Origin of the sequence: Erysipelatoclostridium sp. MSK.23.31 (genome assembly GCF_019125875.1) — a bacterium.
Classification (GTDB): Bacteria; Bacillota_I; Bacilli_A; order Erysipelotrichales; family Coprobacillaceae; genus Thomasclavelia; species Thomasclavelia ramosa.
In genome coordinates, this window is sequence record NZ_JAHOCB010000035.1 from 18,482 (window position 1) to 38,595 (window position 20,114).

Consider the following 20,114-nt stretch of genomic DNA (forward strand, 5'->3'; position numbering starts at 1 on the left):
TATTATCCCACCAACTTATCTAAGTTATTTTCAATAAAACTTGTATCAAAATTTCCTTTTACATACTCTCCCGTATGTAAAATCAAATATTGTAATTCTTGGTTAGTATCAATTCCGTCAATAACTAATTCAGCTAAAACTCTACGCATTCTTCTAATTGCTTCTAAGCGATTAGAACCATGAACAATAACTTTAGCAATCATGGAATCATAATGTGATGAAACTTTATACCCCTGATATAAAGTTGTATCAATTCTCACCCCTAAACCTCCTGGTAAATGAACACTATTAACAGTTCCCGGACACGGTCTGAATCCCTCACGTGGATTTTCAGCATTGATTCGGCATTCAATCGCATGTCCATTTAAATGAATATCACTTTGTTTATAAGTTAATTTTTGATTTGCAGCAATTCTAATCTGTTCCCTAATTAAATCTACCCCGGTCACCATTTCAGTAATTGGATGCTCAACTTGAATTCGAGTATTCATTTCAATAAAATAATAATTTCCATCTTGATCTAAAACATATTCAATCGTTCCTGCATTGCGATAACCTGCTCCTTTAGCCGCTTTAACTGCATCTTCCCCCATTTTTTGTCGGAGCAGTGGCGTTAAGGCTTTACTTGGTGCCTCTTCAATCATCTTCTGATTGCGTCGTTGAATAGAACAATCGCGTTCTCCTAAATGAATAACATTTCCATAATTATCGGCTAAAATTTGAAATTCAATATGTTTAGGATTTAAAATTAATTTTTCTAAATACATATCATCATCACCAAAACATGCTTTAGCTTCTGCTTTAGCAGTTAAATAAGCATCATCAAATTCTTCTTCGCTAAAGGCTTTTCGCATTCCACGACCACCACCACCTGCTGAGGCTTTAATTAAAACTGGATAACCAATTTGATTTGCAACTTCTTTAGCTTCTTGTAAAGTATTTACACTTCCATCACTCCCAGGAACTACCGGCACACCTGCTTCAATCATTTTTTGACGGGCCATACTTTTATTTCCCATCATATCAATAACATCGCCACTAGGCCCAATAAAAGTTATTCCACATTCTTCTACTAAACGAGCAAAAGTTGAGTTTTCTGATAAAAAGCCAAATCCTGGATGAATTGCATCACAACCTAGTGCAGTCGCTACACTTAAAATATTTTTCATATTTAAATAACTATCCGCTGCCTTGGCAGGACCTATACATACCGCATGATCAGCCAATTGCACATGCAATGAAGTACTATCAACATTTGAATAAACAGCAACTGCTTCAATTCCTAATTCTTGGCATGTTCGAATTATTCTTACCGCGATTTCGCCACGGTTGGCAATTAAAATTCGCTTAAACATCTTAACTACCCTTCAATGATCATTAACACTTGATCAAATTCAACTAAATCTTCAGTATTTGCCATGATTGATGTTACTGTTCCATCAATTGGAGCTTTAATTTCATTCATTACCTTCATTGCTTCAACAATACACAACACCTGTCCTGCTTTTACTTTAGTGCCTACTTCTACATACGGTTTAGCAGTTGGTGAACTAGATGCATAATAAACCCCAACAATTGGTGATTTAACCGGTGTTCCGGTGATTGCTGGTTCATTAGCTGCTACTTGCTCCACTGGCGCTAAAGTAGGCGTTGGAGCAGAAACTACCGGTGTACTTACAACATTTACCGGTGCTACTGGCGTTTTTTCTAATTCTAATTTAATATCATCTATCTCTACTTTCATTTTAAAAACTTCTGAGTTTTCAAATTCATTTATAAGTTGCTTTACTAAATCTATTTTCATAAATACTCTCCTTTATTTTGAATATCAAAGTAATTTTTTAAAAAAATTATTACCCAGCTATTCTGGGTAATAAAAATCAGCATTTATTATGCATTTTCTTTGATATAATCTACGATATCTTGAACTGTTTTAATTTCAGCTGCTTTATCATCAGGGATTTCAATATCAAATTCTTCTTCAACTGCCATGATTAATTCAACTGCATCTAATGAATCTGCATCTAAGTCTTCTTTTAAGTTAGCTTCTAAAGTTACTGCATCTTCATCACAGCTTAAAGAATCAACAATTATTTCTTTTACTTTTTCAAATTCCACGTTATATTCCTCCTCGTGTATATTACGGTCACATTATAACAAAATCAAAACATTTGTAAATAGTTTGATGTTCAAAACTTTTATCGAAGACTGTCGAATTAACCCAAAACCTAGTAAAATCAAGGTGTTTCAAGTAATATTTTTTTTCGTTTTTTTTATGTTTTAATCGTCATTTTTTTATGTTATAGTCTTTTTTAGGAGGGCACAATTAATGAAAATACCCGAAATAAAAGCTAAGACAATCATTCAAAACAAAGCCGATAAAAATCATTTTTGGTTTGGTTTTGACTACAACATGAATCTCTACCAAGGATGTCATCACGGTTGTATTTATTGTGACAGTCGTAGTGATTGTTATCAAATCTCAAACTTTGATCAAATTAAAGTAAAACATAACGTACTCACCCTACTTTCTAAAGAACTTTGTTCTAAAAAAAGAAAAGGGGTGATTGCAATTGGAGCCATGTCTGATCCCTATAATCATTATGAACAACAATTAAAGATAACTCATCAAGCTTTAAAAATAATAAAGCAAACCAATTTTGGTGTAATGATAACGACTAAAAGTCATACGCTCATTAACGATCTTGAACTCATAAAACAAATTAATGATAAACAATCTGTCCTAATTTGTATGACCATTACTTGTGGTGATGATTCATTAGCAAAATTGATCGAACCAAATGTTTCAATTTCATCAAAACGATTTGAAACAATTAAACAATTACGCCAACACAATATTTATGCTGGGGTTTTAATGACACCGATTTTGCCATTTATTAACGATACCCCTGAAAATATTCGAGAAATCATCTATCGCGCACATTTAGCTAATGCCAGCTTTGTTTATCCTATGTTTGGTGTGACTTTACGAGATCATCAACGTGATTATTTCTATACGCAGCTAGATCATTTATTTCCCGGCTGTAAGGAACGCTATATAAAACAATTCGGTAATACTTATTTATGCAACAGCCCACGACTTTATGAATTAAAAAATATATTTATTGAAGAATGTCACAAATATAATATCATTTATAAGATGGAAGATATTATAAATGGTTATAAACAAACTGCATCATCGGAACAATTGAGTTTATTTTAAAAAATAGTCCAGAAGATCTTCTGGACTATTTAGCATGTTCATATGTATAATTCATTACCACTTAATAGATAATACTCATCTTTTTTTAGTATCAATGTTTTGATAGTCTAAACGTTTATACAAATTATCAATATATTGGTGTTTTAAAACCTCTTGAAAACTATATTTAAAATTCAAATCAAATACAAATACTAAATGTGGTAACCAAATATCTAAATCATTTTGCCGACAGCTGCTTAAAATCATTTCATGATTCAAAAATGACTGGTACACTGCTCTCACTAATCAATTGTTTTTCTATTTCTTCTTTTCCCTTATAATAAATTGTTTCTAGCGGGAGAGTAGATTAATTTCCAGCTTATCGATTTTGTTAGCATCACGGATAATCTTTGCATGCAGTAATTCATGAGTATCTAATCCCATTCAAATCACATATTTATTGTGCTTTTTGATTGCTTTATAAATAATTTGCTCATTATTATAAATATCACTAAATTTTTCAATCAACCTATCTTAAAATAATAAAGAGACATCGAAATCATATTCACTGACATAAGTATTAAATTCTTTATATGCATCCTCTATTTTTATCATTAACTTACCTCAAAAAAGTGATCTTAATTATTAAGATCACTCTTTTCTTTTAAATATTCATTAGCATGGTTCATTATATTTAACATCTTCTTAAAAGTATCACTATTTTGATAATTAAGTCGTTTAACTAATTTTGTAATATAATCTTGTTGATAAACATAATTACAACTATACTGATAATTCAAATCAAATATCAAGGCCAAAAAGGATACCCAGCGATCCAAGTCAGTTTTACGAGTGGTACTAAGAATTGATTCACTATTCATAAATGTTTCATATATCGATTCAGTAATGATGTCATTCTCTAAAATCTCTTGTCCAGCATCCAAAAATGCTTCGAACGTTTCTAACAAACCTGTTTTAAAGATATCGATTTTGTCAGCATCACGAATTATTTTACAGTGGAGCATCTCATGTTCACTTAATCCCTCAGCAATTTTATATTTATTATGATTAAAAATAGCTTTGTAGATCAGTGGATAATCTTTTTGATCAATATCAAATTTACTAATTAAATTATCATCAAATAAAATTTGAACACCTAATAATGCATGATCAATTGTTTTACTATCAATAAAACAATTATAACGTTTTAATTGTTCAAATCTCCCAATATCATGTAATAATCCAATTAATGATGCTAAGTCTATTTCATCTTGATCTAACCCGAGACTCACTGCAACATTTTTTGAGGCCTCCATAACACGATAAGTATGTTCTATCTTTAAGGCAACTTTAGGATTATCTTTATCATAATTCGCTACATATTCATCAAACAATCTTTTAGCATTTTTTAAATCTATCATCTAACCACCTCCAGCTATCATTATATGCTCTTTAACAGCATTTCTCTACTATTTTCTAAATAGTAATTTCTATTTTTATATGGTTATGTTATATTAATAAACAAGGATGTGATTAGATGAAATTAAGATTAACTACTACTAATGATTTAACCGCTGTCATGACAATTATCAATCAAGCTAAAGTATATTTTAAAGAGCAGGGAATCAACCAATGGCAAGATGGTTATCCTGATGAATTAACTATTATTAATGATATTAGCCGCCATGAAGCTTATGTGCTTGAAGATAACGGAGAAATAGTCGCAACTGCGATGATCTCTAAAGAGCTTGAACCTAGTTATAATTATATAGAAGGGAAATGGCTTCAAGATAATGCATACATTGTAGTTCATCGCATCGCGATACGAAATGATCAAAAAGGTAAAGGCTTGGCAAAAATCATTATTGATGAAGGATTAAAACTTTATCCTAAAAAACCAAGTATCCGTATGGATACTCATGATGATAATCTTTCAATGCAGCGTTTCTTGATTAAATATGGATTTGAATATTGTGGCACTATTTATTTAGAAAATAAAGAAACTCGACGAGCATATGAAAAAATTCTTTAACCTGCATTACAAAGTGCAGGTTTTATTGTTCAATAAAATCAATCAATACTTGATTAAAACGTTCTCGTTCATCATAAAAAATCCCATGTCCACTATATTCAAACTTGCATAAAATCGAATCTTCTATACATTCATGCATGATTAAAGCAAACGAAAAAGGACAAATTTTATCAAGCACTCCATGCATGATCAAAGTAGTGACCTTAATCTCAAACAAATCTTGATACACATCTTCATCTCGTAAAGAAATTGCTGTTTGGATCGTTCCTATTCCTGATCCCTTTAAACAAATTGATGTAAACCAGTTCATAAATTCACTGCCATGATTTAATGCAAAAACATTTTGTCCGAAATCATGAACCATTTTAGGTCGATTAGTATAACACTGCTCAATCAGTTGATTTACCGCATCGATACTTTGTCCTTCGGGATTATGAATTGTACGAGTATATGAAGGCACTGCAGCACCAGCCAAAACTAGTTTACTTACTCGTTCTTTTCCAAATTTACTCATATAACGAACACAAATCGCCCCACCTATTGAAAATCCTACTAATGTCACATTATGGACATTTAAGGTTATTAAAACACTATGCAGATCTATCGCTAATTGGTCATAATCATAGCCCCTGCCCATAACTTGTGACATTCCTAATCCACGAATATCATAACTAATGATGCGGTATCGACAATCGTTTAAAATATCTTTTTGATATTCATACATTTCTTGGCAAATTGGCCAGCCATGCACTAAAACTACTGTCTTTTGATGAGCTGGATTAATATCCTCTACCGCTAATTTGGCATTATCTGATGATTTTAGATAAAACACATAATCCCCCCTCATCATATTCTATGTAAGCTCAATAATATTATAACCTTATTTTAATTATTAATTTTTGTATACCAGCAGTCGATTAAGTTAATCAATATTTACTATGATTCGCTATCATTAATTTTGATAAATTATATTGTGATATTGGAGTGAGAATATTAATATATATCATCAGTGCAATTATTATCTATGGGTATAGTTGTTATTATTTTACCAGTACTATCGCTAATCTTTTAATTGCATTAATAGCCTTATGAGTATTTGGTATATTTAACATCGGATTAATTTTCTTAAGGAATGTTCGCATAAAAAATAATTATAGTGGTCTCTTGTAAGTTGAAACATTCCTTATTCTCAGCTTGTTTTTAAATGATTTTAATAGCTTGAGCGACTATAACCCCATTATTCTTTTTACTAACAGAAATATTACTATGACATATAATATTTCTGTTAGTAACTTGATAATTACAATAATTTTGACTATTATCTTAGTTATTTTCAATATTTATATCTTTAAGTGTAAAAATTATTTCATTTGTATTCATATCTTATTGTATTCAGCATATTTTTATATGAGGTGAAGAACATGGATACTAAAGTAAATAAGCCTTACCCCGAAGTAAAAGTAACTGTGCCAAATGAAACTTATGGTTTAATGATCCTTGATAATGTCGGTGGGATGAATTCTGAAACATCTGCAATTTGTCAATATATTTATAACCATAGTATTGCTGGCGAAGATTTTTTAGAACTAAAAAAAACATTTTTAAATATTTCTATGGTCGAGATGCATCATTTAGACATCTTCATGACCCTTGCCTTAGAATTAGGTTTAGACCCCCGCTGGTGGAGCTGTCTAAATGATCAATGTACTTATTGGTCACCATCATATTTAAATTATCCTAATTCACTAGAGGAAGTACTAAAAACAGCAATAGACGCTGAATATCAGGCAATTGATAAGTATATGTATCAAGCTAGCGTCATCAAAGATCCCTATATTGTTGCGATTTTAAATCGAATCATTGAAGATGAAGAACTGCATATCAAGGTTTTAAAAGAATGGGAAACTAAATTAGTTAGATAATCTAACTAATTAGTTTTCCTTCTTTTAATAATTGCAATAATTGTAAATTTTGCGCCGCACTACCTACATAATTAGTAATTCCATTAAGTTTTGCTAAATGTTGACGATTTTCAAAACTTGTATCAACATTAATTTGCTGAAGGGCTCCAACTAAACTATCTCCAACATAATTAGGATTTGATAAATAGCTTACCCTACCTTCAATTACCTGGTCATTGACCCAGCCTTGATCATTACCTATTAAATAAGGATTTCGAGTATTTTTTACAATTCGAGTTATCTTTCCAACATTACGATATGGCCGTAACGGATTAGAAGATTCACTAGTTAAAAAGACATAGCTAAATCTTACTGTATCACCTAATTTATATTGTTCCACTGCTGTATCAATATCAAAATTATTCTTACCTGCACGTTTAATAATAGCTGGAAAATCAGCATAACAATAATTCATATCAACAATTGTTGGTACCCCTTGAACCCATCCAGTCGAACTATATTGCCACATATCATACGGTTTATCATAATTTAACTCAGCAGCATAGTTAGCAACCCACCGTGTATAATTATCAAAAATCGGATCCGTTAATTTAGTGTTCCACCAGTATAGTGAAGCATACATCCCAACATAATATCCATTGGCTTCTAATTCATCAGCAAATGTTTTAGCGATATTTGCAATCACATCATTTGATTGCTTTCCAGTCGTATTATTATCTTCTAAATCATAATACACTGGATATGCCATCTTATAGTTTTTCACTAGACGTAAAACATGTTGTGCTTCCCCTCTAGCATCACTACTATTTTTAGCATATGAATATAAGTAAACACCAAACGGTATTCCTAATCGTGTACACTCGTCTGCATTTCTTTTAAACAAACGATCATCTTGATCTGTTCGATCTTGACCAAAACCACATCTAAGAATTGCAAAATCAACTCGATCTTGAACAATTTCCCAATCAATTACCCCCTGATATTGTGAGACATCAATTCCATGTGTCGTCATTCTTCCACCTCCATTAATAATATATGAGTAATTGTCAAAAATGTGTGACTTTCTAGACTTTTTTATCATTTTAATGCGAAACAATGAATATTATGTTATAATCACATTGGTATGGATTAAATACGCCATCTTTAAAACTGAATATAAAACTAAATAATATATATAAATTGGAGGTCGATGAAATGAAAAAAGTATTCGTCACTGCCTTAGGAGTCTGTACAATGCTTTCATTAGTAACTATTCCCACTCCTGTTCAGGCAACTGATTTTTCCGGGCAAGAAGATAAGTACATGAAATTATGCTCATCTTCAAATCTTTCAACTAATAACTTGAACACTTGTAAAGAATTCAATACATACTTGAAAAATAAAAATAAAGAATTGAAATCTCAAGTAAGTGATTCAAAAAGCAAAGTATCTGATACTCAAAATAGTTTGAATAGTATCTCAAGTGAAATTAGTGCATTAAATGATCAAATTGCTGAAAAACAAAAAGAAATTGAATATTTACAAACTTCAATTTCAAATTTAGAAGCAAGTATAGCTAAAAAAGAAGAAGAAGTAAAAGAACGTATGTATTCAATGCAATCATACAATAACAATAATTCATATATTGACTTTATCTTCGGGGCTTCTAGCTTCACTGATATGTTTGCCCGAATTGACAGCGTTAATGAAATAACATCGTATGATGATGAATTAGTTGCACAACTAGCTGATGAAAAAGAACAAGTAGAAACACAAAAAGCTACGGTTGTTACTGCCAAAGCTAATATTGAAAGTCAAAAATCATCAAAGCAGGCACTACAACAAGAATATCAAGCTCTATTTGAAAAACAAAACGCTGATTTGATTGCGCAAGAAAAAGCAGCTGCTCAAGCGGCCGATTCAAGTCAAAAAATCACTGATAATATCGCTGCACTATTAGCTGCTACTGAAAAATCACAAGTTTCTGGCGGAAGCGTTGTTTCTGGTGATTCTGCAGTTGGAAACGCAATTGCACAAAAGGCTTTAACTCGCGTTGGTTATATGTATGTATGGGGTGGATGTCACAGCATGTCTGAAATCGCTAATCCAAACCACACTGCATTTGACTGCTCAGGTTTAGTCAACTGGGCTTATTATCAATCAGGTGTCAACATTGGTTCTAATAATACCAAATCGCTAGCTAGTAAAGGGGTATCTGTTTCTCGTAATAACATGCAGGCCGGAGATATCATCTTATTTAGCAGTAATGGAAGTACCAGCGGAATTCACCATGTCGGTATTTATATCGGTGGTGGTAACATGGTTCATGCTCCACAAACAGGTAAACCTGTTCAAGTAGCGGATCTTGGTTATTCATATTGGCAAAAAGAATGGTATGACGTTCGTAGATTGTATTAATACAATTAGATGAGCAAGCTTGCTCATCTTTTTTATCACATATATATGAAATTCATAAATTAATTTCATTATTTCCATAACAAATGTGATATTTTTTAGAAAATTAGCTTTATATCCTTAGAAAAAATCTAAATTAGTATTTACTTATTAAGAAAAATATAGGATAATTACTATGTATCGAGGTGATTGTATGAAAATAAAAAAAGTTATATCTACAGCTTTAACGCTGACAATAGTAACAAGTGCATGTTATTATGCAGCCCCTGTGGCAGCCGATGAATTTGATGGTAATGAAAGTAAATATATGACATTATGCTCATCTTCAAATTTATCTAGTAGTAACAAATCAACTTGTGAAGCATTCAACAAGTATCTTAAAACTAAAAATTCTGAATTAACTAAAAAATTGGCCGAACAAAAAGAGGCTGCTAGTGACACTAAAACAACACTAGAAAGCGTTCAAAAACAATTAGATGAAGTTAATAAACAAATCAGCGATAAAGAAGCTGAAATTGAGTATTTAAATACAACTATTGCCAATCTTCAAGCAAGTATTGAAAAGAATACTCAATTATTAAAAGATCGTATGTATGCAATGCAATCTTATGCAAATGAAAATACATATATTAACTTTATTTTTGGTGCAAGCAACTTCACGGAAATGTTCTCAAGAATCGACGGTTATAACGAACTTACACAAAGTGATAAAGAGTTGATTGAAGAACTTAATAAACAAAGAAAAGAAGTTGAACAACAACAAACTATTTTAGAAGAAGCTAAAGCCACTTTAGTTATTCAGCAAGAAGAACAAAAAACATTAAAAACAAAATATACAGCTTTGTTAGAGGAACAAAACAAATCAATTGCATCTACTCAAAACACGATTTATGATTATGGTGAAATGACTGAAACCCTGGATGCTGCAATTAAAAAATTTAATGAAGAAGCATATGAAACTCCAACTCCTACACCACCGCCTCCAAAACCTGATAATGGTGGAAACAATAATAATTCCGGTGGTAACAACAACAATAATAACAACAACAATAATAACAATAGCGATTCTGGAAATAACAACAATGGCGGAAACAATAATAATGATTCTAGCACATCAGATAATCTTGGTGAAAAAATCTATGCTGCTGCTTATGCTAAATTAGGATCGCGTTATTGGTGGGGAGCTCAAGGTCCCACATACTTTGACTGTTCTGGTTTAGTATATTGGTCATTAAAACAAGCAGGTGTTAGTGGTGGTCGAGATACTGCTGCTGGTTACTCCAGAAAATGGTCAGCTGTAAGTTTTGCAAACTCTAAAACTGGTGATTTAGTATGTTTTGGTAGTCCAGCTTATCATATTGGAATCATTGTTGTAAACAGCGATGGTTCCAGATCAATGGTTCATGCCGGTGGTGGTGATTCATCAACACACGGTGATAATCCAAAAGCTTATGTTAAAGTATCTTCAATTGAACCAGGATCATATTACTATAGTAGAATAAGTACAATTAGACGTGTTAGTAAATAATAGATATTTTAAAGGACAAATTTTGTAGTTCACTACAATACTTGTCCTTTTTTATTTTAGGCGATAATTATCCAAATAATATATGATCGTTATGTTATATTTATATCCTATTTAAAATTTACTATGCTATAATTAAAGTTAGAAAACAAAGGAGGGAAATGAGCATGAAAGCAAAGATAATATCCCTCTTTCATTACTTATTAGTCTTTTTATTAATAATTTTTAATACCAGCTGTCAAGCTAAATCAATAAATATTGTTGATACAAATAATAATGATCAGATTGAACTAAATTTTTATGGATATAAAACGGAAGCAATTAATGTTGTTGCAATCGAAGAAATTTTACAAGCTTATATGGATAAAAATCCCAATATTACCATTACCTATGAAAGTGTGAAAGGAACTGAGTATTATGAGATACTAAAAAAACGTTTGGCCTCTAATAACTATGATGACATTTTTATGATCGATGAAGATAATTTACAGCAATTAACTAATTATAATTATTTTGAAGATTTATCAAAGCTAAAAACAATAAAAAACTTTAACACAAACTCATTGGAACAAATGGTGCAACCAGATAATACGATCCCCTATATTCCAACTTCTATTTCAGCATTTGGATTATATTGCAATCTTGATTTACTAGAAAAACATCATCAGTCAGTTCCTAAAAATAATCAAGAATTTATGGCTGTTTGTCAATATTTTATTGAGCAAGGAATTACTCCGATCATCGCTAATAATGATATTTCTCTAAAAACAATTGCTCTTGCTAAAGGTCTTTATCCCATCTATCAATCACCTGAAAAGGATAGAATAATCGCTTCACTAAATCAAGATCCTAGCATTCTTTGTAATTATCTTAAAGAAGGATATCAATATGTTAAACAGTTAATCGACAATAAATTCATTGATGCAGCCACAACTTTAAAAACAGAAAAAACTGCAGACGATCTAATACAGTTTGAAGAAAATAAAAACCCTTTTATGTTAACTGGTGCCTGGGCCTCTGTTCGAGTTGAAAAAAGTTCACCAGATTTAAATTTTAAAGTTTACCCTTATCCAATTTTAGACGATGGAGCAATTCTAGTTTCAAATATTGATACCCGTGTATGTATTAATGCTAAAGGTCCACATATTACTGAAGCAAAAAAATTTATTGAATATTTAAGTCAAGAAGATGTGATGTGGAAATTTGTAAATAGTCAGTCCTCTTTTAGTCCTCTGAAAGAACAACGTATTGCTGATGATCCTAAGATTCAAGAATTAAGCCCTTATTTAACCTCAGAGAAAACAATTCTAGGTAGTGATTCAAATATAAATCTTCCCCTTTGGTCACTTACCCATGAAGGAATCACCCAATTATTAACAGGAAACAGTATTGATAGTGCATTAGAAATAATCAAAAATTATGAACAGTGAGGATGATTCCAATGAAAAATAAAAAAATATCGTTAATGATTGTCGGGGGAATTAGTGCTGTGATTTTTGTTGTTTTTTCCATGTTCATTTATGTTAATTATGTTCAAGATTCTCTTTGGGATAAGTCAATCAATGATATTTTAGAAACAACCTCTCAGGAGGAAAAAGCCTTTAATGTCTATATGACTAAAGAAATGACTAACTCCCAAAACATCCTTACTAATATTGCCTATCTACAAACTAAGATTCCGCAGTATCTCCAGCATCTATCTAATCGTGAAGAAGCTAAATATTTATATATCGACTATACCAATGACTGCTACTATGATGAAAATGGTAATTATCCGTTAGGTGATGAACAGTTGTTTCAGCAAATAAAAGCTGATAATAATTCACAAGGATTTTTAGAGCCCTATCTTAATTCAAAAACAGGTATTAAGACTTTTGCAACTTATGTAAAAACAAGCGATAGTCAAAGTGTCATTGTCAAAGAAACTCAATTAAGTTTTATTATTGAAAACTTCTCACTTTCGTTTTATAACGATTTAGGTTTTTCATATATTGTTAAAGATAATGGTGAAATTTTAATTCGTTCCAAACATCGTAACTCAAATCGTACTTTTAAAAACTTATTTGATTTAATCGATCTGTCTGGTAATGATGCAAAAACCATTGAATCATTTAAAGCATCTTTATCTAAAAGAGATAAAGGTGTTGCCTTATTTAATTATCAAGATAGTTCCAATGTATTTTGCTATGTTCCATTACAACAAAACAATCACTGGTTTATTATTTCAATTATTCCTAATAATGTAATCATGAAGCAGGCCAATAACATTATTATTTCCTCCATAATTCTATGTAGTGGTATTGCTGGTGCAATCAGCTGTGTTGTTTTGCTATATATCCGTGATAGCCGTAAACACAAAAGAATGTTAGAGAACTTAGCTTTTTATGATCATTTGACCATGCTCTATAATTATCAAAAGTTTAAAACAGAGGGGGAAAAATTATTTTTGGAACGTAATCATACCCTTCTTGCAGTTCTGTATTTAGATATTAATGACTTTAAAATAATTAATGAATTATATGGTTATAAATATGGTGATAAGATCTTAACGCAGCTGGCAAATATTTTAAAAAAATTGGTCATAGCCCCAGGACTTACGTGCCGAGTAAATGCCGATAATTTTTTAATCATGCAGTCATATCATGATAGAACCGAACTGGAAAACTTATGCCAAGAAATCAATCAAAAATTTTGTAATCTTTTAGAATCACTTGATAATAAAAATAATACTATAGTTAAAATTGGTATATGCTGCTATGAAGATGATCAAACAATCTCAGGTATTGATGGTCTAATTGACTGTAGTCACCTCGCTTTAAATGCATATATACCTGGCCAAACCAATAACTATTACTTCTATAATTCTAAAATGCATGATCAAATGATTAGAAAAGTAGAGATTGAAAATAACATGGAGTCCGCTTTACTGAATAACGAATTTACATTCTATCTACAACCAAAGTATGCGCCAAATGGACAAGTCATGTTAGGAGCTGAAGCTCTAGTTCGTTGGCTTGAGCCATCAGGAAATCTCATTATGCCTGGTGAATTCATTCCAATCTTTGAACAAAATGGCTTTATTCTTAAAATGGATGAATATATATTTGAAAGTGTTTGTAAGTTTCTCTATCAACGAATTATCGAAAACCTGCCAAATGTTCCTATATCAATTAATATTTCTAGATTACATCTTTATCAAGATGACTTTATTGAACGCTACAGTAAAATAAAAAATAAATATAGTTTACCTGATAAATTAGTTGAATTAGAAATAACCGAAAACATTTTACTTGATAATATTGAAAAAATTAGAAACATTATCATTGAACTACAAAATAATGGCTTTACTTGTTCAATCGACGATTTTGGTTCAGGTTACTCATCATTAAATTCTTTAAAAGACTTACCATTTGAAGTCATAAAATTAGACCGGCTTTTCTTAATCAACAGTTATGATATTCAAAGAAGTCAAGAAATCATCAAAGCTATTGTTGAAATGGCTAAAACTATTAATATTAAAACAGTTGCTGAAGGTGTCGAAACCCCAAGCCAATTGGAATTTTTAAAAATGATTGATTGTGATATGATCCAAGGATATATCTTTTCTAAGCCACGACCAATCAAAGAATTTGAACAACTGCTTATAAATCAAGAAAAATAACTTTTTAATTAGATTCCTATTTTTAGAGTTGCAGACTCGAAAGTAGGAATTTTTTAACATTTTCTTAGATATGCACCCAAAAACAGCGTATTATCTTTATTTATTGAGTTAGCAATATCTCGCTAAATATCATATAACAATTATTCTTTCCATAGAAACATTTTTTCAAAAAACGATCAATAATACTCTTTATCTAATAATATTCTAAAATTTGATAGTACAAAGAAAACTTGTTTTTAAAATTATTATCCCTTCATTATAATTATAAAAGGTTTACTACATCATAATATCATCAAATCAATCTAATAAAATATTCGTTATTCATATCAATACCATCTTTTTCATCAAACTGTATACTTTTCTATAACTATAACGTCAATAATTTTTAATATTTATATTAAATAGTCTTTAAAATTAGCAGCTTTTAAAGACCAGATATTTTTTATTTTAATTGAAAACGATAACATTGATATTAGAGATTTAATAATTTTTATTTTAGTGCTATAATCTACAAGAAAAGAGGGATAGTGTGAAGTATGTACATCAATTTTTAATTATTATGACAATCTCATTTATTGGGGAATTGTTGGGATTGTTATTGCCATTGCCAATACCGGCAAGCGTTTATGGTTTAGCAATAATGCTAATTTGTTTATTTACTAGAGTAATTAAATTAAATCAAATCGAGGAAGTAGCTGATTGGCTGATCTTAATCATGCCCGTTTTATTTGTTCCTTCTGCTGTTAGTCTAATCAACGTTGGTAATGCTATTATTAAAGATCTCCTAGTTATTGGAATTGTCACTTTAATTAGTACCATCGTTGTTATGATCGTTACAGGAAAAGTTGCACAAGTAATCATTGAACGAAAGGAGGATAATGATAATGGATAGTTTTTTGCTTGAAACAGTATATTTTGGGATTGTTATCAGTCTATTATCATATTGGATTGCAGTTCAAATAAGAAAATTATTGCCCTACCCAATTTTTAATCCTTTATTGATCAGTGCTGTTATTTCAATTGGTATATTAATCATTTTTGATATTGATTTTGATACATATAATAAGGGAGCTCAATTCATTACTTTTTTATTGACCCCAGCTACTGTTTGTTTGGCGGTACCACTTTATAAACAAGTGCAAATATTAATTAAACATTTAGATGCTATTTTAATCAGTTTATTTAGTGGTTGTCTTGCCGGAATTGTTTCCATTTTTATAATGTGTTTAATTATGAAAGCCGATCCTGTAATTTATTATTCACTTTTACCAAAATCAATTACAACAGCAATCGCAATTGGTGTTTCTGATAAACTAGGCGGTAATTCAACCATTACAGTTGGAATTGTTATTATTACTGGTATCCTTGGTGCTATCATTGCTAAAAGTATTTGTAAATTATTTAAAATTAAGCATCCTGTTGCAATCGGTTTAGCCCTTGGTAATAGTGCCCATGCGATTGGAACATCAAAAGCTTTAGAATTTGGAGAAATTGAAGGAGCTATGAGTAGTTTATCAATTGTTATTGCTGGATTATTAACTGTAATCATTGCACCATTAATGGCAAATTTATTATAAAAAATAACCCTTTATTCAAATAAAATGATATGTACTGGATAATCCATATCAAAACGAGTAAAGGGATTTCTTTTTATTATATCTGACTATATGTCTCTGGACTTTCTAAGCGCTCAACCAAACGCTGTAATGATTGCTCAAACCGATCAGTAAATGGTTCATCAAAATAAAGATAACCATTTTCATAGTCCTCATCTACAGCTGTTTCAACAACTACAGTAAGACTTTGATAAACGCTACTAAGATTTTCTTTTATATATTTTAATTCCTGATGATTGTATTCTTCAATAAAAATATAATGATCACAAACCTCTAATGCATATTTAAGTTCATCATTAAAATTATCTTTAATAATTTCATGATTAAGAATTCCAACTTGAAACCCACGAATCTCTAATTCTAAAGCAAATTCATTTATCCACATTATATTACTTGTATTAGTTAATAAAGTAATATTTTTTTCTTTATTTTTTAAAGTTAGATTTTTTAAATCAAAAAAAACTTGAAGTAAATGCCGAACCAAATTACATTCAGTAATTATGCCTGTATGTTCAGCTGTATATTTCTTTATTTTAGGGTGTGCACGTAAATCAATTGCTTTTAAGGCTTGGGAAAGTTCAAAATATCGATCGACTAAGTCCTGTTTTGTAATATTGTTAGTAATGCTATTGACGCTAAAAAAATGATAATTAGTATATGGTAAAATATCAGTATCATAACCAAAAGCCACTTTTGCTTTAACCCCTTTTTCATCCCAGCCAATAAACCTTCCAATTCGTCTTGCTGCTTGTCCTGAGACGATTTTAACATATCCAAATTTAGCCATAATTAATACTCCTCTTTCTTTATAATTTCTTAGCAGCATTAAATATTCATTTTAATAACTATTTTCAATGCCCCTTATTCGCTTATATAAAAATTCATTTGTTGGTACTTTTAGTTTATGCTTTGATGCCAAAGAAATTACTGTTCCAGCAAACATTTCAACTTCACTGTAACGACGTACTTTTGCATCTTGAGCCATTGATGGTAAACCCAGAGGAGCCAAAGTCCTAATTATCTCAATATAATGCTTCAAATCCGTTTCAGTTAGATCAACTCCCTCGTAATGTGACAACTCAATAATTTCCTTCATTGCTGCAATCAAGGTATCATTTGCTTCCCCTGGCATTAAAGCACCACTATAATTGGTATTATATGCCATACAAGTCTGATTTATCCCAACATTCAACATGAATTTAGCCCACATACTATGTAAAATATCGCCTTTAACTTCATAATTAATTTTTGCTTGATCGAAGAAGCTAGTAAGCTTATCCAACTTATCTTTTTGCTTGAAATCAGTGATTCCCAATAAGAGCTGTCCTTCTTTAATGTACTTTAGAGATGTTCCAAACTTCATTGCATCCATTCCCTGAGCAACCGCATAAATTACTTTTTCTCTCCCATAGTATTCACTAATAACCTTTTCACTGTCAATCCCATTTAAAACAGAAATTATTATTGTATTTTTATCAACACATTTTTTAATTTCCTTTATTACTTCTTCTAAAGCAGTCCCTTTTACTGCTATGATTATTAAATCAAATGGAACGGCATTAAAATACTCAACTAAATTAAATAAAACTTTCTCACCATTTATTGTAAATACAGTTTCCTGATATGCTTTTTTCCTTTTTTCATCAACTATAAATGTCACTGCTTCTCTAGTAATGTTTTTGCAATAAAATCTCCATATAACATTCCTAAAGCACCCATCCCAATAATTCCAACTCGTTTGATCACAATAATATCCTCCATAAGAAAAAAGCTGATCAATGACCAGCTTTTGCATCAAGTTTCAATTAATTATTTAGATAATTCAGCGAAATATTTGATTGTTCTAACCATGTTAGAAGTATATGAATTTTCATTATCATACCAAGCAACTGTTTGAACTTCAGTAGTTCCGTTGTCCATTGGTTTAACCATAGTTTGAGTTGCATCAAATAATGAACCATAGTTAATTCCAATAATATCAGAAGAAACTAATTGTTCTTCAGTATATCCAAATGATGGAGTAGCTGCTGCTTTCATAGCTGCATTTACTTCTTCAACTGTAACTTCACCTTCAACAACTGAAGTTAAGATTGTAGTTGATCCAGTAGGAACAGGTACACGTTGAGCAGAACCAATTAATTTTCCGTTTAATTCAGGGATAACTAATCCGATAGCTTTTGCTGCACCAGTTGAGTTAGGTACGATATTTACTGCAGCTGCACGAGCTCTTCTTAAATCACCTTTTCTATGAGGTCCGTCTAATACCATTTGGTCACCTGTGTAAGCATGTACTGTTAACATGATACCAGATTTAATTTTAGCTAAGTTATTTAAAGCGTTAGCCATTGGTGCTAAACAGTTAGTTGTACAAGATGCTGCAGAGATGATTGTATCATCAGCAGTTAAGATATTTTCGTTTACTCCGAATACAACTGTTGGTAAGTCATTTCCTGCTGGTGCAGAGATAACAACTTTTTTAGCTCCTGCATCAATATGAGCTTGAGATTTAGCTTTAGATACATAGAAACCAGTACATTCTAATACTACATCTACACCGATTTCACCCCAAGGTAATTTAGAAGCATCTGCTTCACTATAGATTTTAATTTCTTTTCCATCAACAGTGATTGAATTTTCACCAGCTTCAACTTTATCAGCTAATGCATATCTACCTTGTGCTGAATCATATTTTAATAAATGTGCTAACATTTTAGGATCAGTTAAATCGTTGATTGCTACAACTTCATATCCTTCAGCACCAAACATTTGTCTGAATGCAAGACGTCCGATACGTCCAAATCCGTTAATTGCTACTTTTACTGCCATTCTTTATATTCCTCCTTGAATGTTCTTTATGCTCATATTATATTCCAGAAAGGCAAGAAAAGCAACTAATGTAACGGGTTTCATTGAAAAAAATTAAATATTTCACAAAAGATTCATAAATTTAACTTTAATGGAACAAAATCTAACATTATTCTTTTATAATATAAATTTAGTGACTTTTACAAGCCTAGTTTTACCGCAATCTTTCTTGCCTTTTATAGGCTTAAATGAATAATTATTATTTTAATTACTATACTTAAATGTGGAGGTAAGATAATGCATTTAGTTCCTACAGTAATTGAAAAAACAAACCAACGTGAATATGCTTATGATATATATTCACGACTATTAGAAGACCGGATCATCTTATTAACCGGTACTATTGATGATAAGATGTCCAGCAGTATTGTTGGTCAGCTTCTCTATTTAGAATCATTAGATAACAATGCTGATATTTTTATGTATATTAATTCCCCAGGTGGCAGTATCAATGCGGGAATGGCAATCTATGATACAATGAACTTTATCAAATGTGACGTTTCAACAATCGTAATCGGGATGGCTGCTAGTATGGCTGCCTTTTTACTCAGTGCCGGAGCTAAAGGTAAGCGTTGTAGTTTACCTAATAGTGAAATTATGATTCATCAGCCATTAGGAGCTTTTGAAGGACAAGCGAGTGATATTGAAATTAGTGCCAAACGAATCTTAAAACAAAAGGAAAAATTAAATTTAATTCTTAGTAAAAATACAAATCAGCCCATAGATAAAATTGTTATCGATACTGATCGTGATCACTTTTTAGAACCTGATGAAGCGCTTGAATACGGCTTAATTGATGAAGTTATTTAAAACGACCAACTTATGAAGTGAACCCCAAAAAATGATGTGTACCCAGTTTTCTGGACACGTTTAAATTTAGTTTTAAAAAAATTATGC

At 31.0% G+C, this 20,114-nt stretch carries 19 protein-coding genes; 10 read left to right on the plus strand and 9 right to left on the minus strand.

The window, feature by feature from the left end; genetic code table 11:
* Window positions 1–2: 2 nt before the first annotated feature.
* From KSU54_RS13965 to acpP, 3 genes are all read right to left on the minus strand, one after another.
* Window positions 3–1,355, minus strand: a complete 1,353-nt coding sequence (locus KSU54_RS13965) for an acetyl-CoA carboxylase biotin carboxylase subunit (RefSeq protein WP_003538995.1) — start codon at window positions 1,353–1,355, stop codon at window positions 3–5.
* Between the two features lie 5 nt (window positions 1,356–1,360).
* Window positions 1,361–1,804, minus strand: a complete 444-nt coding sequence (gene accB / locus KSU54_RS13970; RefSeq protein ID WP_003538997.1) for an acetyl-CoA carboxylase biotin carboxyl carrier protein — start codon at window positions 1,802–1,804, stop codon at window positions 1,361–1,363.
* A gap of 86 nt (window positions 1,805–1,890) precedes the next feature.
* Window positions 1,891–2,118, minus strand: a complete 228-nt coding sequence (acpP, locus tag KSU54_RS13975) for an acyl carrier protein (RefSeq protein ID WP_003538999.1) — start codon at window positions 2,116–2,118, stop codon at window positions 1,891–1,893.
* Between the two features lie 211 nt (window positions 2,119–2,329).
* On the opposite strand from acpP, the gene KSU54_RS13980 reads away from it, so the two are divergent.
* A complete protein-coding gene (locus tag KSU54_RS13980) occupies window positions 2,330–3,223 on the plus strand; it encodes an SPL family radical SAM protein (RefSeq protein WP_003539000.1) in 894 nt (297 codons plus the stop codon).
* 617 nt (window positions 3,224–3,840) lie between these two features.
* Here KSU54_RS13980 and KSU54_RS13985 read toward each other — a convergent pair.
* Window positions 3,841–4,623, minus strand: coding sequence for an HD domain-containing protein (locus tag KSU54_RS13985; protein ID WP_003539005.1), 783 nt, complete (start codon window positions 4,621–4,623; stop codon window positions 3,841–3,843).
* Window positions 4,624–4,739: 116 nt separating this feature from the next.
* On the opposite strand from KSU54_RS13985, the gene KSU54_RS13990 reads away from it, so the two are divergent.
* On the plus strand, window positions 4,740–5,234 hold the full coding sequence (locus KSU54_RS13990; RefSeq protein WP_003539007.1) for a GNAT family N-acetyltransferase: 495 nt from the start codon (window positions 4,740–4,742) through the stop codon (window positions 5,232–5,234).
* Window positions 5,235–5,256: 22 nt separating this feature from the next.
* On the opposite strand, the gene KSU54_RS13995 is transcribed toward KSU54_RS13990, so the two are convergent.
* On the minus strand, window positions 5,257–6,066 hold the full coding sequence (locus tag KSU54_RS13995) for an alpha/beta fold hydrolase (RefSeq protein WP_022007885.1): 810 nt from the start codon (window positions 6,064–6,066) through the stop codon (window positions 5,257–5,259).
* A gap of 589 nt (window positions 6,067–6,655) precedes the next feature.
* On the opposite strand from KSU54_RS13995, the gene KSU54_RS14000 reads away from it, so the two are divergent.
* Window positions 6,656–7,156 carry a ferritin-like domain-containing protein gene (locus KSU54_RS14000; protein WP_117792668.1) on the plus strand — a complete coding sequence of 167 codons (501 nt, stop codon included), beginning with the start codon at window positions 6,656–6,658 and terminating at the stop codon, window positions 7,154–7,156.
* A gap of 1 nt (window position 7,157) precedes the next feature.
* On the opposite strand, the gene KSU54_RS14005 is transcribed toward KSU54_RS14000, so the two are convergent.
* Window positions 7,158–8,168: a glycoside hydrolase family 25 protein gene (locus tag KSU54_RS14005; protein WP_008792261.1), complete on the minus strand. Its 1,011-nt coding sequence runs from the start codon at window positions 8,166–8,168 to the stop codon at window positions 7,158–7,160.
* Window positions 8,169–8,350: 182 nt separating this feature from the next.
* Between KSU54_RS14005 and KSU54_RS14010 the strand changes: the two genes are divergently transcribed.
* The 6 genes from KSU54_RS14010 to KSU54_RS14035 all read left to right on the plus strand — a co-directional run bounded on the left by KSU54_RS14010 (window position 8,351) and on the right by KSU54_RS14035 (window position 16,313).
* Complete coding sequence (locus KSU54_RS14010; protein ID WP_008792262.1) at window positions 8,351–9,553, plus strand: C40 family peptidase; 1,203 nt, start codon at window positions 8,351–8,353, stop codon at window positions 9,551–9,553.
* A gap of 190 nt (window positions 9,554–9,743) precedes the next feature.
* Complete coding sequence (locus tag KSU54_RS14015) at window positions 9,744–11,078, plus strand: coiled-coil domain-containing protein (RefSeq protein WP_224209059.1); 1,335 nt, start codon at window positions 9,744–9,746, stop codon at window positions 11,076–11,078.
* A gap of 164 nt (window positions 11,079–11,242) precedes the next feature.
* Window positions 11,243–12,505 carry an ABC transporter substrate-binding protein gene (locus KSU54_RS14020; protein ID WP_003539020.1) on the plus strand — a complete coding sequence of 421 codons (1,263 nt, stop codon included), beginning with the start codon at window positions 11,243–11,245 and terminating at the stop codon, window positions 12,503–12,505.
* Window positions 12,506–12,516: 11 nt separating this feature from the next.
* Window positions 12,517–14,736 carry a bifunctional diguanylate cyclase/phosphodiesterase gene (locus KSU54_RS14025; RefSeq protein ID WP_008792263.1) on the plus strand — a complete coding sequence of 740 codons (2,220 nt, stop codon included), beginning with the start codon at window positions 12,517–12,519 and terminating at the stop codon, window positions 14,734–14,736.
* A gap of 529 nt (window positions 14,737–15,265) precedes the next feature.
* Window positions 15,266–15,628 carry a CidA/LrgA family protein gene (locus KSU54_RS14030; protein ID WP_008792264.1) on the plus strand — a complete coding sequence of 121 codons (363 nt, stop codon included), beginning with the start codon at window positions 15,266–15,268 and terminating at the stop codon, window positions 15,626–15,628.
* Complete coding sequence (locus tag KSU54_RS14035; RefSeq protein WP_008792265.1) at window positions 15,621–16,313, plus strand: LrgB family protein; 693 nt, start codon at window positions 15,621–15,623, stop codon at window positions 16,311–16,313. Before KSU54_RS14030 ends, KSU54_RS14035 begins: the two co-directional genes overlap by 8 nt.
* A gap of 76 nt (window positions 16,314–16,389) precedes the next feature.
* Here the strand turns inward: KSU54_RS14035 and KSU54_RS14040 are convergent, their stop codons facing one another.
* The 3 genes from KSU54_RS14040 to gap form a co-directional block, all read right to left on the minus strand.
* On the minus strand, window positions 16,390–17,139 hold the full coding sequence (locus tag KSU54_RS14040) for a hypothetical protein (RefSeq protein ID WP_009299490.1): 750 nt from the start codon (window positions 17,137–17,139) through the stop codon (window positions 16,390–16,392).
* Between the two features lie 51 nt (window positions 17,140–17,190).
* Window positions 17,191–18,012 carry a ketopantoate reductase family protein gene (locus tag KSU54_RS14045; protein WP_117792670.1) on the minus strand — a complete coding sequence of 274 codons (822 nt, stop codon included), beginning with the start codon at window positions 18,010–18,012 and terminating at the stop codon, window positions 17,191–17,193.
* A gap of 149 nt (window positions 18,013–18,161) precedes the next feature.
* On the minus strand, window positions 18,162–19,178 hold the full coding sequence (gap, locus tag KSU54_RS14050; protein WP_003539036.1) for a type I glyceraldehyde-3-phosphate dehydrogenase: 1,017 nt from the start codon (window positions 19,176–19,178) through the stop codon (window positions 18,162–18,164).
* A gap of 276 nt (window positions 19,179–19,454) precedes the next feature.
* Between gap and KSU54_RS14055 the strand changes: the two genes are divergently transcribed.
* Window positions 19,455–20,027: an ATP-dependent Clp protease proteolytic subunit gene (locus KSU54_RS14055; protein WP_003539038.1), complete on the plus strand. Its 573-nt coding sequence runs from the start codon at window positions 19,455–19,457 to the stop codon at window positions 20,025–20,027.
* Window positions 20,028–20,114 lie beyond the last annotated feature (87 nt).